We start from the raw sequence: 13500 nt of genomic DNA, 5'->3' as shown, positions 1-13500 counted from the left end.
CCGCAGCCTAACCAGAATTCCGCGTTATGGAACGGTGATTCTTCTGTTCTGCCACAACGATTTTCGCCAGCGAAAGTGGAGTTACCACCTCCGGTGCGGTCGGTGCACCACGGTGTGCCGGGTGCCCGGCTCCTCGGCCTGCCCGTCCAGCCAGTGCAGCGCGGCGGGCCAGCCGTCGGCCCGGGCGGACTGCTGGAGCAGCCGCAGTGCGGGCAGGGTGAACTCGCCGACCGGCGAACCGAGGTCGAGCAAACCCGTGGCACGAACCTGCCAGAGCGCGGCCGCCGCCTCCGGGTAGCCGATCTGCTCGGCGGCCAGCTGGGCGACGATCGCCGCGGGCAGCCGCACCCGCGCCGGGTCGCGGTCGAGCCAGGCCAGGACGCCGAGCGCGCGGCCGCGGGCGGTGTGCCGGTGCTCGAAGCCGAGCGCGGTGCCGGTGAGCCGTGGCTCCAGCGCGCCGAATTCGGCGATCAGCGCGCGCATCTGGGTGACGGTCGGGCCGTCGGACCAGACCAGCGTGGTCACCGTGATCGCGCCGCTGCCGTCGTGCGGGCCGTCCCGACGGGTGCGGACCCGGCAGCAGGCGAACTCCGCGAGCCGCTCGGCCCAGCGTGCCGCGGGTGGATCGCCCGTCCGTCCGGCACCGTCGCCGTCCACCATGCCTCCGCTCGCCCGGCCCGATTCAGCACACTCTCGGCAAACATGTCGCGTGTGGCGCGCGGCACGTTACGGCGGGTGCGGCCGGGGCGGCACACCGGTAGATTCTGCGGAGCCCACGTGGGGCGGAACCGGAGGGAGCCCCGTCGTGCTGCACCTGCGCATCATCAGTCCGCCCGGCTCGACCCCCGACGTGCTGGCGGCGCTGCGCGCCGATCCCGGCGTCACCCACCTGTCGCTGCTGCCCGGCGCCGCGCTGGCGCCGGAGGGCGATCTGATCCAGGCCGACGTGGCGCGCGAGGCGGCGAACACCGTGCTCGCCGGACTCGAGCGGCTCGGGCTGGCGGAGGCCGGCGCCATCACGCTGGAGCCGATCGAGACGGTGCTCTCCGACGCCGCCGATCGCGCGGGCGAGGCGGCGCCCGGTGAGCCGACCGACGCGGTGGTGTGGGAGGAGCTGCTGGCCCGCACGCACGAGGAGTCGACGCTGAGCGCCTCGTTCCTCGCCTTCCTGACCATCGCCTGCCTGCTGGCGGCGGTCGGGGTCGCCACCGATTCGTCGGTCACCATCGTCGGCGCCATGGTGGTCGGCCCCGAGTTCGGCCCGCTCGCCGCGTTCGCGGTCGGCGTCGTGCGCCGGGATCGGGCGCTGGTGCGGCGCTCGGCGCTGGCGCTGCTGGCCGGTTTCCCGCTGGCGATGGCGATCACGCTGGCGGCGACGCTGTGCTGGGAGCAGTTCGGCTGGATCACGCTGACCGGATTCGAGGCGTCGCAGAACGTCGACTTCATCTACCGGGTCGGGCCGTTCTCGCTGGTGGTCGCGGTGCTCGCGGGCGCGGCCGGGATGCTGGCGCTCTGCACCGCGAAGTCGGCGGCGCTGGTCGGCGTCTTCATCTCGGTGACGACGGTGCCCGCGGCCGGGTTCGCGGTGGTCGCGAGCACGATCGGCGAGTGGCACGCGGCGCTCATGTCGATCGGGCAGCTGGCACTCAACCTGGCCGGGATCGTGGTGGCCGGGGTCGCGGTGCTCTACCTGGGGCCGCAGGAGGGGGATGGGCGCTGGCGGCTGTCCCGGCTGCTGCCCGGACGCTGACTCAGGGCTGGTAGATGTCCGGGATGCCGTCGTTGTCGTCGTCGCGCCGCTCGCGTTCGGCGATCCGGCGGTAGGCGCGGTTGCGGGCGGTCAGCACGAGGGCGGCCAGGATCGCGGCGGTGCCGGTGGCGAGGAAGACCCCGATGCTGGCGTGGTCGGTGGCGAGCGGATCGTCGTAGGCGAGGTCGGCGATGAGCAGGGAGACGGTGAAGCCGATGCCCGCCAGCAGCCCGACGCCGAGCACGTCCACCCAGGCGAGGTCGTCGTCGAGGCGGGAGCGGGTGAAGGTGGCGAGCAGGTAGCTGGTCAGCACGATGCCGACCACCTTGCCGAGCACCAGCCCGGCGACCACCCCGACGGTGATCGGGTCGCGCAGCGCCGCGCCGAAGGCGCTCGCGCCGCCCAGGTGCACGCCCGCGGCGAAGAACGCGAACACCGGGACGGCGAAGCCGGCCGAGAGCGGGCGGACGCGGTGCTCGAGCCGCTCGGCCGGGCCGGGGCCGTCGGAGTTCGCGGCGAGCACCGGCACCGCCAGTCCGAGCAGCACCCCGGCCACCGTGGCATGCACGCCGGACTGGTGCACCAGCCACCAGGTGAGCACGGCGGGTACCGGCAGCAGCCATCCCGGCAGGCGCCGCCTGGCCGCGACCAGGAACACCGCCAGCGGGACCGCGGCGGCGGCGAGGTAGCCGAGCCGCAGGTCGTCGGTGTAGAAGACGGCGATCACGGTGACGGCGAGCAGGTCGTCGACCACCGCGAGGGTGAGCAGGAAGGTGCGCAGCGCGGCGGGCAGGTGGGCGCCGAGCAGGGCGAGCACCGCGAGGGCGAAGGCGATGTCGGTGGCGGTCGGCACCGCCCAGCCCGCGAGCGCGTCGCCGCCGGTGCGGACGGTGACCGCTACGAAGATCAGCGCCGGCACGATCATCCCGCCGACCGCGGCGAGGATGGGCAGCGCCGCCCGGCGCGGATCGCGCAGGTCACCGGCGACGAACTCGCGCTTCAGTTCGAGCCCGACCACGAAGAAGAAGATCGCGAGCAGGCCGTCGGCGGCCCAGGCGTGCAGGCTCAGGTCGAGGTGCAGCGCCGCCGGGCCGACCTGGAGGTCGCGCAGCGATTCGTACCCGTGCCACCACGGGCTGTTCGCCCAGACCAGGCCGACGAGCGCGGCCCCGATCAGCAGCAGCCCGCCCGCGGTCTCGGTGCGCAGGATCGCGGCCAGCCGCTGGGCCTCGGCCCAGGAACCGGGGCGGAGCAGGCTCGGCATGACGGGTCCCTTCGACGAAGAACCCGGCCCACAGCCGGGCCGGGTGCCGACCAGACTTCCCGGCGCACCGGTGGTTACTCTGCCGGACCGGCTGACCGCGGGCAAATGCGGGCTCTCCCGGCCCGGCGGGCAGCCGCCGGAGTGCCGAGCCTTCGGACGAGCGCGGCGGTCGGCTCCGGCGGGCGGAGCTCAGAGCTCGGTCGCGGCCCCCTTGGAGAGCACCCGGCCGAGCGCGAGCGCGGCGGTGCGGACCGCGGGGGCGAGCAGCTCGGGGGCGAAGTCGCCGGTCGGCACCGAGACCGAGAGCGCGGCCACCGGCTGCCCGGCCTGCAGCACCGGCGCGGCCAGGCAGCAGCAGCCGAGCGTGGACTCCTCGCGCTCGACGGCGACGCCGGTGCGCCGCACCGCGTCCAGCTCCCGTGCCAGCCGCGCCGGGTCGGTGATCGAGTTGCCGGTGTAGCTGCGCGCGGGTGCGGCCAGCGCGGCGGCCCGCACCTCCGGCCGCTCCGGAGCCAGCAGCGCCTTGCCGACCGCGGTGCAGGTGAGCGGGAGCCTGCCGCCGATCTGCGAGGGCAGCGGCAGCGCGGCGTGGCCGTGGATCTTCTCCACATACACCGCGTCCAGCCCGTCCCGGATCGCCAGGTGCACCGTCTGCCCGGTCACCGCGTAGAGATCCTGCATGAACGGCAGCGCCGCCGAGCGCAGCCGGTACTTGAGCCCGACCCGCTCGCCCAGCTCGAACAGCCCGAGCCCGAGTTCGAAGCCGCCGCCGGTGCGGGCCAGCCAGCCCAGCTCGACCAGCCCGGTCAGCACCCGGTGCGTGGTCGAGCGGGGCAGCCCGGTGCGCGCCGCCACCTCGGCGAGGGAGAGCGCGGTGCCGCCGGGGAAGGCGTCGAGCACCAGCGCCGAGCGCTGCAGCAGCGACAGGTTGTCCCGTTTCATGGGACAGATCCTATTCACGGCCGCGCGGCGGGCCTACCGTACGAACCATGACAACGGTGCAACCCCAGACGATCGAGGCGGCGGCCGCACGGCTCGCCGCCGCCGCGGCGACCGGTATTCCCTGCGCCCCCATCCGCGACCTGATCGCCTCGGACGACCTGGCCTCGGCCTACGCCATCCAGCAGCGCAACCTCGCGGCGCTGCTCGCGGGCGGCCGCACCGTCGTCGGCCGCAAGATCGGGCTGACCTCGCCCGCGGTGCAGCGCCAGCTCGGCGTGGAGCAGCCCGACTTCGGGGTGCTGCTCGACGACTTCGACTGCTCCGGCGATGCCGAGGTGGACTTCGGCAGGCTGCTGCAGCCGCGCATCGAGGCCGAGATCGGCTTCACCCTCGCCGCCGACATCACCGGCCCGATCACCGCCGCCGAGGCCCCCGGCTACGTCCGGACGGTGCACGCCGCGCTGGAGATCGTGGACAGCCGGGTCGCGAACTGGGATATCGCGTTCGCCGACACCGTCGCCGACAACGCCTCCTCCGGGCTCTACGTGCTCGGCGCGTCGCTGCCGGTCGCCGACGCCCCCGACCTGGAGCAGGTCACCATGGTGCTGACCTCCGGCGGCGAGCAGATCTCCGCGGGGCGCGGCACCGACTGCCTCGGCAGTCCGTGGGCGGCGCTGGCCTGGCTGGCGAACACCGCCCGCGAGTTCGGCTCCCCGCTGCGCGCGGGTGAGATCGTGCTCTCCGGCGCGCTCGGCCCGCTGGCGCCGGTCGCGCCGGGGGCGACCTACCGGGCCGAGCTCTCCGGAATCGGCAGCGTCACCGCCACTTTCACCAATCCCGAAAGCAGGAAAGCATGAGCCGGATCAAAGCCGCGGTCATCGGGTCGGGCAATATCGGCACCGACCTGATGATCAAACTGCTCCGCGTCGCCGAGCACGTCGAGATCGCCGTGCTGGTCGGCATCGACCCCGAGTCCGACGGCCTCGCCCGCGCCCGCAGGCTCGGCGTCGCCACCGTGGACAGCGGCGTGCAGGGGTTGATCGAGCACCCGCTCTTCGACGAGATCCAGATCGTCTTCGACTCCACCTCGGCCAAGGCGCACCTGGCCAATGTCGAGGCGCTGCGCCCCTACGGCAAGCGCATCATCGACCTGACCCCGGCCGCGGTCGGCCCGTTCGTGGTGCCGACGGTGAACCTGGACGAGCACATCGATGCCCCGATCGTGAACATGGTGACCTGCGGCGGGCAGGCCACCATCCCGATCGTTGCCGCCGTCGCCGCGGTGACCGAGGTGCACTACGCCGAGATCGTCGCCTCCATCGCCTCGAAGTCGGCCGGGCCCGGCACCCGCGCCAATATCGACGAGTTCACCGAGACCACCTCGGAGGCGATCGTGAAGGTCGGCGGCGCCGCGCACGGCAAGGCGATCATCGTGCTCAACCCGGCCGAGCCGCCGCTGATCATGCGTGACACCGTGCTCACCCTGGTGACGAACCCCGACCAGGACGCGATCCGCGAGTCGGTGCGGAACACCGTCGCCGCCGTCGCGAAGTACGTCCCCGGGTACCGGCTCAAGCAGGAGGTGCAGTTCACCCGGTTGGACGACGCCGAGCCGGTCACCACGCTGACCGGCGGCGTCGACCGGGGGCCCGGGCTGTGGAAGGTCGCGGTCTTCCTCGAGGTCGAGGGCGCCGCGCACTACCTGCCCGCCTACGCCGGCAACCTCGACATCATGACCTCCGCCGCCCTGCAGGTCGCGGAGCAGATCGCCGACACCCTGCTTTCGGAGGCAGTCCGATGACCGAGACCACCCGCCCCAGCGCCGTCGACGGCGCCGCGCTCTACATCCAGGACGTCACGCTGCGCGACGGCATGCACGCCATGCGGCACCGGATCACCCCGGAGAACGTCGGCCGGGTCGCCGCCGCGCTGGACGCCGCGGGCGTCGACGCCATCGAGGTCACCCACGGCGACGGCCTGGCCGGGCACAGCCTCACCTACGGCCCCGGCAGCAACACCGACTGGGAGTGGATCGAGGCCGCCGCCGCGGTGGTGCACCGGGCGAAGCTGACCACCCTGCTGCTGCCCGGCGTCGGCACGGTCGCCGAGCTGAAGCGCGCCTTCGCCATGGGCGTCACCTCGGTGCGGGTGGCGACGCACTGCACCGAGGCCGACGTCTCCGCCCAGCACATCGGCACCGCCCGCGAGCTCGGCATGGACGTCAGCGGCTTCCTGATGATGTCGCACCTGGCCGAGCCGGAGGCGCTGGCGAAGCAGGCCAAGCTCATGGAGTCCTACGGCGCGCACTGCGTCTACGTCACCGACTCCGGCGGGCGGCTCACCATGAACGGGGTCCGCGACCGGGTGCGCGCCTACCGCGACATCCTGGATCCGGGCACCCAGATCGGCATCCACGCGCACCAGAACCTCTCGCTCTCGGTGGCGAACTCGGTGGTCGCGGTCGAGGAGGGCGTCATCCGGGTGGACGCCTCGCTGGCCGGGCACGGCGCGGGCGCGGGCAACTGCCCGATCGAGCCCTTCGTCGCGGTCGCCGACCACTCCGGCTGGAAGCACGGCTGCGACCTGTTCGCGCTGCAGGACGCCGCCGACGACATCGTGCGCCCGCTGCAGGACCGCCCGGTCCAGGTCGACCGGGAGACCCTGACGCTCGGCTACGCCGGGGTCTACTCCAGCTTCCTGCGGCACGCCGAGGCCGCCGCGAAGCAGTACGGCCTCGACACCCGCCAGATCCTGCTCGCCGTCGGTGAGCGCCGCCTGGTCGGCGGCCAGGAGGATCTGATCACCGATATCGCGCTCGATCTGCTGGCGGCGCAGCGGAACGGGTGATCTCGGGGGCCGATTGCCTAATGATAATCGTTGTCGATAATCTGAGCGGGCTCGTACCGCTCGATCGATGAGGATGAATCATGTTGCGAAGGACCTTTGCCGCTCCCGCGCTGGCGCTCGCCGTGCTCGGTGCCCTGCCCGGCACAGCAGGCGCCGAGCCCGGGCAGGGCGGGGCCGTCACGTTCGAGGCCCGTGCCACCGAGACCGCCTCGATCATCGAGATCGGCTCGGGCGCACTGGAGGTGGTGGACGGCGTCCTGACGATCGTCTCGCCGGAGGGCGCCACGGTGGCCGGTGCGCCGCTCACCTTCCGGCTGGACGATTTCGAGTTCCCGATCGCCGCCGAGATCTCCGGCCGGACCGCGGTGCTCACGCCGCAGCTCGAGCCGGAGCGCGCGGTGTACAGGCCGGTCGCGCTGCCGTACGAGGACAGGGCGCCCTGGAAGAGCGAGTACGACCGGGAACAGGCGGCGTGGTCGCGGATGACCAGCACCATCGGCATGGGCGCCACCATCGGCACCCTGGTCGGCGGGCTCACCGGCGCCGCGGCGGGCTGCGTGCTCGGCGGGATCGCCGGGGCGACGGTCGCCTCGGCGACCATCGTCGGGCTCTTCGGGCCGTTCGTCCCCGCGGCCGCGATCGGCTGCATCGGCGGGGTGCTCGCGATCGGTGCGCTCGGCACGGTCGCGGGGCAGATCCTGGTGACGGCGCCCGCCGCCATCGGTGCGGCGATCCAGTACTTCAGCACGATCAACGCGCCGTACCCCGCGAAGTAGCGGGGCGGGGCCGGTCCCGTGCGGGCCGGCCCCGGTCAGGCGAGAACCGCTGCCGCGGGGCCGTGTTCGACCAGGCGGCCGTCGTGCAGGACCGCGACGGTGTCGGCGATGCGGGCGATCACGGCGAGGTCGTGGGCGATCACCACGCGGGTGGTGCCGAGCGCTGCCAGCACGTCCAGGATCGCGGCTCTGGTGACGGTGTCGAGGGCCGTGGTGATCTCGTCGGCGATCAGTAGCCGGGGCCGGGCAAGGAGAGCGCGGGCCAGGGCGGCGCGCTGCAGTTCGCCACCGGAGAGGTGGGCGGGTCGGCGGGCGGTGGTGCTTGCTGGTAGCCCGAGGCGCTCGAGCAGCTCGGCGGCGGCCGCGCGGGCCTCGTTCGCGCGCAGGCCGCGCAGGCGGATCGCGGTTCTGGCGATCTGCTCCAGGATCGGGCGATGCTGGTCGAAGGAGCCCGCCGCGTCCTGGAAGACGTACTGCACGTCGGCGATGCCGGTGCGGCCGCGGGCATCGATGGTGCGGGGGAGCGGGGTGCCGTTCAGGCGAATCTCGCCGGTGGCGGGTGTGTGCAGACCGGCCAGGCAGCGGGCAAGGGTGGTCTTGCCGCTGCCGGAGCGGCCGACTACTCCGAGGCAGGTGCCCGGCTCCACGGTGAGGATGATGCCGGACAGTACGGTGTCGCGGTGGTGCCGGGCGGCGAGGTCGGTGATCTCGAGCCAGGCGCCTTCGAAGGAGCCTTGCGCCCGAGCGGACGGGCCGGGGGCGGCACCCCGCCGCGCTCGATCGGGCCGGATCGAGGTTGTCGCACCGAGTCCGGAGACTTTCGAGCGCGGGGGTGGTGCGTCCTGCGCCGCCACCAGGGCGCGGGTGTACGCCGCCGCCGGTGCGCTGAAGACCGCCGCCACGGGCCCCTCTTCGACCACCCGGCCCTGATCGAGCACGATCACCCGGTCGGCAAGGGCCCGCACGACGTCGAGATCGTGGCAGAGGACCAGGACGGCGATTCCGGCGTCGCGTAGTGCGCGCAGTGCGTCGACGATGCCCGCTCTGGTCACCGGGTCCTGTCCGGTGGTCGGTTCGTCGGCCACCACCAGCACCGGGTTGCCGAGCAGTGCCTGGGCGATGAGCAGTCGCTGCTGCTGCCCGCCGGAGAGCTGGTGTGGGAAGCGGCGCAGGAAAGGACGGTCGCCGGGGAGGTGTGCGCGGCGCAGCGCGGTCGCGGCGTCGCTGCTGCCGTGGTGCCCGGCGAGTTCGCGCAGCGCGGAGCCGATGCGGCGCACCGGATCCAGTGCGGTCGCCGGATGCTGTGGAACGAAGGCGGCCCGGCCCGCGACCCGCGCCGAACCGCGCAGCTCGGCTCCGGGTGGGAACTCGCCGAACAGGGCGAGCGCGGTCGTGGTCTTGCCGCTGCCGGAGCCGCCGACCAGCGCGACGATCTCGCCCGCGCCGACCCGCAGGTCGACCTCTGCGAGCAGGACCCGGTCACCGACCGTGACCGACAGGGCCGTGATCTCGGCGACCGGGTTCATCGGTGCCGCCGATCGGTCGCGTTGTCGAAGATCAGGTTGAGGCCGACGGTGAGCGCGACGATGAGCAGGGCGGGCACGACGACTCCCCAGGGTTGCAGGAACAGGCCGGCGCGGTTGCGGTCGACCATGACGGCCCAGTCGGCGGCGTCCGGGGAGACTCCGATGCCGAGGAACGAGGCCGAGGCCACGAGGTAGAGCGCCGCGGTGAGCCGGATGCCGACGTCGGCGGCGAGGGTGCGCAGCAGCGAGCGGCCGATGTAGCGGACGGCGATGTAGGTTCGGCTCTCGCCCTGGAGGCGGAGGGCCTCGACCGCGGGGCGGCCCGCTATCTCCAGCGCTGCGGCGCGGACCACCCGAACCACGTCGGGAAGGTTCACCAGTGCTACCGCGAGGATCACGATGCCGGTTCCGGCGTCGGCGATTCCGGCTACCAGGATGAGCAGGAGCAGGGAGGGGACTGCGAGCAGCAGGTCGAGCGGGCGCATGAGTGCCTCGTCCACCCACCGGTGCCGGGTGGTGGCGGCCGCGAGCGCCATCGGGATGCCGGCCAGGTAGGCGAGCGCGGTGGCGGTGAGCGCGATCAGCACGACGCTGCGGCCGCCGAGCAGGACCTGGTGCCACACGTCGCGGCCGACGAAGTCGGTGCCGAGGGGGTGCTCGGCGCCGCCCGCGAACGGGATGCCCCTGGTGAGCTCGTCCGGGACAAACCAGGGGCCGGTCAGTGCCAGCAGCAGCGGAACCCCCAGCAGCGCGATACCGACGCCGTACCGCGCGACGGGGGCGAGGCTGCGCGCCCAGGAAGCGCGACGCGCGTGGGGTGCGTTCCGGTCTCGCTTCGGCTTCGCCGGCTCGACCGGATCGCGCGGTTGGGGCGGGGTCCGCGCAGTGGTCGGAGTCGGCGGCCGGGCCGGCGCGCGCAGCTCGGTGCGGGAGCCGGTCGGCGGGCTGGGGAGCGGTGCCGGACTACCGGCGGGGAATTCGAGGTTCGCGTTCATCGGAGCCCTGCCGTTCGCGGGGCCGAGCGGAACGCGATCACGTCGGCGACGAGGTTGACCAGCACCGTCGTGGTCGCGAAGAGGACCGCGAGGCCCTGGACGACCGGCAGGTCTCGCGCGGCGACCGCGTCCATGAGCTCGGTTCCGAGGCCGGGGATCACGAAGACCGCCTCGACCACGATCACACCGCCCAGCAGCCAGTCGACGGTGCGCGCGAGCTGCTGCACGGCGGGCGCCACGGCGTTCGGGAGGGCGTGCAGGTAGCGTATTCGCCACCCGGGCAGTCCGATTCGGACCAGCTGGCGGACGTACCCGGACTCCAGCGCCTCGATGGTCCCGGCGCGCACCAACCGCGCGACCGAGCAGATCGGCCGCGCGGCCAGGACCAGCAGGGGCAGGACGAGGACGGCCGGCTCGGTGAACGGGTCGATCCCGACGGCGGTCGGCGGCAACCACCCGAGTCCGACCCCGAACACCGCGACCAGCAGCAGCGCCAGCGCGAACTCCGGCACCGCGTGCAGCCCGATGCTCACCCCGCTCACCACCCGGTCGGTGACCCCGCCCTCCCGGCTCCCGGAGAGCACCCCGAGCCACACCGCCAGCGGGACCAGCACCGCCAGGGTGAGCCCGGCGAGCAGCAGCGTCGGCGGCACCGCCGCGGCGAGGAACTCGCGCACCGGCCGGTCGGCGGCGAGCGAGGTGCCGAGGTCGCCGCGGGGCAGCCCGGCCAGCCAATCCAGGTACCGCTCCGGCGCGGGCCGGTCCAGCCCCATGGCGGCGCGGATGCGCGCGATCCGCTCCGGCTCGGGGTTGTCCCCGGCGAGCGTCACCGCCGCATCCCCCGGCAGCGCCTCCACCAGCAGGAACACCAGGATGACGACGGCGAGCACCTGCGTGGCGCCGAGCGCGAGCCGCCGCGCCACGTACCGGCCGAAGCTCACGCCATCCAGACCTTGTCGAAGCGCGCCCAGTCCAGCGTGTTGGCGGGTGCCGCCGCCACGCCGGAGACCGAGCGCGCGGTGGCGACGATGCTCTCCCCGAACCCCCACCACAGGTAGCCGCCGTCGCTGTGCAGCAGCCGCTGCATCCGCGCGTACACCTCGGTGCGGGCGGCCGGGTCGGCGGTGGCGACGGCGGTGTCGTACAGCGTGTCGAACTCCGGCCGGTTCCACTTGGTCACATTGTTGCTCGCGCCGCCGAGCAGCCGCTGCGCGATGTGCGTCTCGATCGGCATGGTGCCGGAGCGGAAGCTGGTGAGCACGCCGGTGTTCAGCGTGTCGGCCCAGTAGGTGTCCTTGTTGCCCTGCACTACGTTCAGCGCGAGCCCGGCCGCGCGGGCCTGGTCGGCGAGCACGGTGGCCGCCTCCACCATGCCCGCGGAGGCGGTGGAGGTGAGCAGGTCGATCCGCGCGCCATCGGCGCCGGCGGCCTTGACCAGCGCGCGTGCCCGATCGATGTCGACGGTCCGCTGCGGGATGGCCCCGTCGTAGTACTGGTAGCCGCGGCCGAACAGGTCGTTGCCCACCTGCCCGGCGCCGGAGAGCACGCTGTCCACCAGTTGCTGCCGGTCGGCGAGCAGGAAGAGCGCCTCGCGCAGCTCGCGGCGGTCGAACGGCGGCCGGTCCACCTTCATGGCGAAGCCGTGCGCCAGGCTGTTCGCCGAGCGCACCACGGCGACCCGGCCGCCGGCTTCGTGGCTGCGCGCGGTGGTGGCGGAGAGGTCGTGTGCGTACTCGACCTGGCCGCCGAGCAGCGCGTTGATCCGGGCGGACTCTTCGTTGGCGAGCAGGAACTCCAGCTCGTCCAGGTGCGGGGCGCCGTCCCAGTGGTCGGGGAAGCGGGCGAGCAGGGTGCTGCGGCCCGGCTCGAAGGCGCGGAAGGCGAACGGGCCGGTGCCGTTCGGGCGGTCGAAGTCGGTGTGCCCCTCGGGCACGATGTACGCGCCGAAGGCGGCGAGCACGTTGGGGAACTCGACGAACGGGCGGCGCAGCGCGAACTCCACCGTGCGGTCGTCCACCGCGCGGCTGGCGGCCAGGTCGATGACCGCGAGGCTGGAGCGGGCGCGCAGCGCCTGCGCGGGGTCGAGGATGCGGGCGTAGCTGGCCAGCACGTCGGCCGCGCGCAGCGGGCGGCCGTCGTGGAACACCGCCTGCCGCAGCGTGATCCGCCAGCGGGTCAGCGAGGAGTCCGGCTCCCAGCGTTCGGCCAGCCGCGGCTGTGGGGCCACGTCGGAGCCGAGGTCGGCGAGCTTGTCGTAGAGCGCCTTCGCCCGCGCGGCCTCGACGAACAGATTGGCCCGGTGCGGGTCGAGCACCTCGCGGGCCCCGCCGCCGGCGAAGACCGCCCGCAGCCGCCCGCCCGCACGCGGGGCGGCGGCGGGATCGGGACCGGTGCCGCAGGCGGCGGCGAGCGCGACGGCGCCGGTTCCCGCGGCGATTCCGAGGAACCGGCGCCGGTCGAGGGTGGGGTGCTGCATCAGGCTTCTCCTTCGGGGGCGGCCGCCCGGAGCCGGGCGACCAGGTGCAGCCGATCGCCGGAGGCGGCGTCGGCGGACGGCGCCGCGCCGGGTTCCCACACCGGGTCGGTGCGGGGGCCGGGGCCGTCGAAGAGGGCGAGGACGTCGAATCCGGCGACGTCGAGGAAGTACCGCAGCTCCTGCGGGAAGAGGAGGCGCCAGGCCGATTCCTGGTGCAGCGCGGCGCCGTCCGGGAGGGTCCAGGTTCGGCTGCGGCGCAGGAGTTGCGCGGAGTGGTCGATGCGCAGGGTGGTGTGCGAGTGGTAGGTGGCGCCGTCCCGGGTGAGTGCGCGAGTGCTGGTGGTGTCGAGCAGTTCGGTGCTGCCGAGGAAGAAGGCGCCGTTGCGCATCTCGGCGATCAGCAGGCCGTTCGGGGCCAGGTGCCCGGCGCAGTGCCGCAGGAAGCCGGCGAGCTCGGCATTGGTGTGGCAGTAGAGCAGGGCGCTGTCCAGGCAGGTGATGATGTCGAATCGGGCGCCGAGCTGGAACTCGCGCAGGTCGCCGTGCACGAAAGTGGCTGCGGGATGCGCTTTCCGGGCGTGGCGGAGCATGGCGTCGGAGGAGTCGAGCCCGGTCACCGTGTAGCCGATTCCGGCCAGGTATCCGGCGTCCCGACCGGTCCCGCAGCCGAGGTCGAGCAGTCCACGCCCGCCCCCGAACCGTTCCACGGTCTCGTGCACGAACCGCGCGGCCAGGTGGCCGTGATCCGGGAACTTCGCCTCGTAGAGCGCCGGATTGTCGGTGAGGAAGTTGCGTGCCTCAGCTCCGCCCGGCGTGCGGGGAAGTGCTCCGTCACCGCGATCCGCTCCCGCCTGCGTGCCGCCGGTGCCGCGCTGCGGACCCGACCCGGTCACCGTCGGTCCGGCCGGCGCACCACGGCCGCGG

Annotated in this window: 13 protein-coding genes; 5 read left to right on the top strand and 8 right to left on the bottom strand. The window is 73.5% G+C overall.

The genetic code is table 11. The annotated features are described in order from the left end of the window. Nucleotides 1–81 precede the first annotated feature (81 nt). Entirely contained in the window at nt 82–660 is a 579-nt protein-coding gene (locus LTT61_RS07185; protein WP_233019149.1) for a hypothetical protein, read from the bottom strand. A gap of 145 nt (nt 661–805) precedes the next feature. Between LTT61_RS07185 and LTT61_RS07180 the strand changes: the two genes are divergently transcribed. Beyond that, on the top strand, nt 806–1750 hold the full coding sequence (locus LTT61_RS07180) for a DUF389 domain-containing protein (RefSeq protein WP_233019148.1): 945 nt from the start codon (nt 806–808) through the stop codon (nt 1748–1750). Nucleotide 1751: 1 nt separating this feature from the next. On the opposite strand, the gene nhaA is transcribed toward LTT61_RS07180, so the two are convergent. Next, nucleotides 1752–3014, bottom strand: a complete 1263-nt coding sequence (gene nhaA / locus LTT61_RS07175) for a Na+/H+ antiporter NhaA (RefSeq protein WP_233019147.1) — start codon at nt 3012–3014, stop codon at nt 1752–1754. Nucleotides 3015–3203: 189 nt separating this feature from the next. Beyond that, on the bottom strand, nt 3204–3956 hold the full coding sequence (locus LTT61_RS07170; protein ID WP_233019146.1) for an IclR family transcriptional regulator: 753 nt from the start codon (nt 3954–3956) through the stop codon (nt 3204–3206). A 47-nt stretch (nt 3957–4003) separates the two neighbouring features. Between LTT61_RS07170 and LTT61_RS07165 the strand changes: the two genes are divergently transcribed. The 4 genes from LTT61_RS07165 to LTT61_RS07150 all read left to right on the top strand — a co-directional run bounded on the left by LTT61_RS07165 (nt 4004) and on the right by LTT61_RS07150 (nt 7579). Continuing rightward, nucleotides 4004–4813, top strand: a complete 810-nt coding sequence (locus LTT61_RS07165; RefSeq protein ID WP_233019145.1) for a 2-keto-4-pentenoate hydratase — start codon at nt 4004–4006, stop codon at nt 4811–4813. Next, a complete protein-coding gene (locus tag LTT61_RS07160) occupies nt 4810–5757 on the top strand; it encodes an acetaldehyde dehydrogenase (acetylating) (protein WP_233019144.1) in 948 nt (315 codons plus the stop codon). The genes LTT61_RS07165 and LTT61_RS07160 overlap by 4 nt, the downstream gene beginning before the upstream one ends. Then, complete coding sequence (dmpG, locus tag LTT61_RS07155) at nt 5754–6803, top strand: 4-hydroxy-2-oxovalerate aldolase (protein WP_233019143.1); 1050 nt, start codon at nt 5754–5756, stop codon at nt 6801–6803. Before LTT61_RS07160 ends, dmpG begins: the two co-directional genes overlap by 4 nt. An 80-nt stretch (nt 6804–6883) precedes the next feature. Beyond that, nucleotides 6884–7579, top strand: a complete 696-nt coding sequence (locus tag LTT61_RS07150) for a hypothetical protein (protein ID WP_233019142.1) — start codon at nt 6884–6886, stop codon at nt 7577–7579. 35 nt (nt 7580–7614) lie between these two features. On the opposite strand, the gene LTT61_RS07145 is transcribed toward LTT61_RS07150, so the two are convergent. Genes LTT61_RS07145 through LTT61_RS07125 form a run of 5 tightly spaced genes read right to left on the bottom strand, consistent with a single transcriptional unit; the run spans nt 7615 to nt 13469 of the window. Then, entirely contained in the window at nt 7615–9105 is a 1491-nt protein-coding gene (locus tag LTT61_RS07145; protein WP_233019141.1) for an ABC transporter ATP-binding protein, read from the bottom strand. Continuing rightward, a complete protein-coding gene (locus LTT61_RS07140) occupies nt 9102–10100 on the bottom strand; it encodes an ABC transporter permease (RefSeq protein WP_233019140.1) in 999 nt (332 codons plus the stop codon). The genes LTT61_RS07145 and LTT61_RS07140 overlap by 4 nt, the downstream gene beginning before the upstream one ends. Continuing rightward, a complete protein-coding gene (locus LTT61_RS07135; protein ID WP_233019139.1) occupies nt 10097–11041 on the bottom strand; it encodes an ABC transporter permease in 945 nt (314 codons plus the stop codon). Before LTT61_RS07135 ends, LTT61_RS07140 begins: the two co-directional genes overlap by 4 nt. Then, nucleotides 11038–12576: an ABC transporter substrate-binding protein gene (locus LTT61_RS07130; protein WP_233019138.1), complete on the bottom strand. Its 1539-nt coding sequence runs from the start codon at nt 12574–12576 to the stop codon at nt 11038–11040. Before LTT61_RS07130 ends, LTT61_RS07135 begins: the two co-directional genes overlap by 4 nt. Continuing rightward, nucleotides 12576–13469: a class I SAM-dependent methyltransferase gene (locus LTT61_RS07125; RefSeq protein WP_233019137.1), complete on the bottom strand. Its 894-nt coding sequence runs from the start codon at nt 13467–13469 to the stop codon at nt 12576–12578. The genes LTT61_RS07130 and LTT61_RS07125 overlap by 1 nt, the downstream gene beginning before the upstream one ends. Nucleotides 13470–13500: the final 31 nt, after the last annotated feature.

The organism is Nocardia asteroides, assembly GCF_021183625.1.
Taxonomy (GTDB): domain Bacteria; phylum Actinomycetota; class Actinomycetes; order Mycobacteriales; family Mycobacteriaceae; genus Nocardia; species Nocardia asteroides_A.
Note: the sequence above shows the minus strand (reverse complement) of the source record. Positions and strands in the feature narration are given on the sequence as shown.

What these genes read in the sequence shown, in the direction of transcription:
- LTT61_RS07185 (WP_233019149.1), bottom strand. Translation starts at nt 660, where the DNA reads ATGGTGGACGGCGACGGTGCCGGACGGACGGGCGATCCACCCGCGGCA.
- LTT61_RS07130 (WP_233019138.1), bottom strand. Translation starts at nt 12,576, where the DNA reads ATGCAGCACCCCACCCTCGACCGGCGCCGGTTCCTCGGAATCGCCGCG.
- LTT61_RS07170 (WP_233019146.1), bottom strand. Translation starts at nt 3,956, where the DNA reads ATGAAACGGGACAACCTGTCGCTGCTGCAGCGCTCGGCGCTGGTGCTC.
- LTT61_RS07140 (WP_233019140.1), bottom strand. Translation starts at nt 10,100, where the DNA reads ATGAACGCGAACCTCGAATTCCCCGCCGGTAGTCCGGCACCGCTCCCC.
- nhaA (WP_233019147.1), bottom strand. Translation starts at nt 3,014, where the DNA reads ATGCCGAGCCTGCTCCGCCCCGGTTCCTGGGCCGAGGCCCAGCGGCTG.
- LTT61_RS07160 (WP_233019144.1), top strand. Translation starts at nt 4,810, where the DNA reads ATGAGCCGGATCAAAGCCGCGGTCATCGGGTCGGGCAATATCGGCACC.
- LTT61_RS07145 (WP_233019141.1), bottom strand. Translation starts at nt 9,105, where the DNA reads ATGAACCCGGTCGCCGAGATCACGGCCCTGTCGGTCACGGTCGGTGAC.
- LTT61_RS07165 (WP_233019145.1), top strand. Translation starts at nt 4,004, where the DNA reads ATGACAACGGTGCAACCCCAGACGATCGAGGCGGCGGCCGCACGGCTC.
- dmpG (WP_233019143.1), top strand. Translation starts at nt 5,754, where the DNA reads ATGACCGAGACCACCCGCCCCAGCGCCGTCGACGGCGCCGCGCTCTAC.
- LTT61_RS07150 (WP_233019142.1), top strand. Translation starts at nt 6,884, where the DNA reads ATGTTGCGAAGGACCTTTGCCGCTCCCGCGCTGGCGCTCGCCGTGCTC.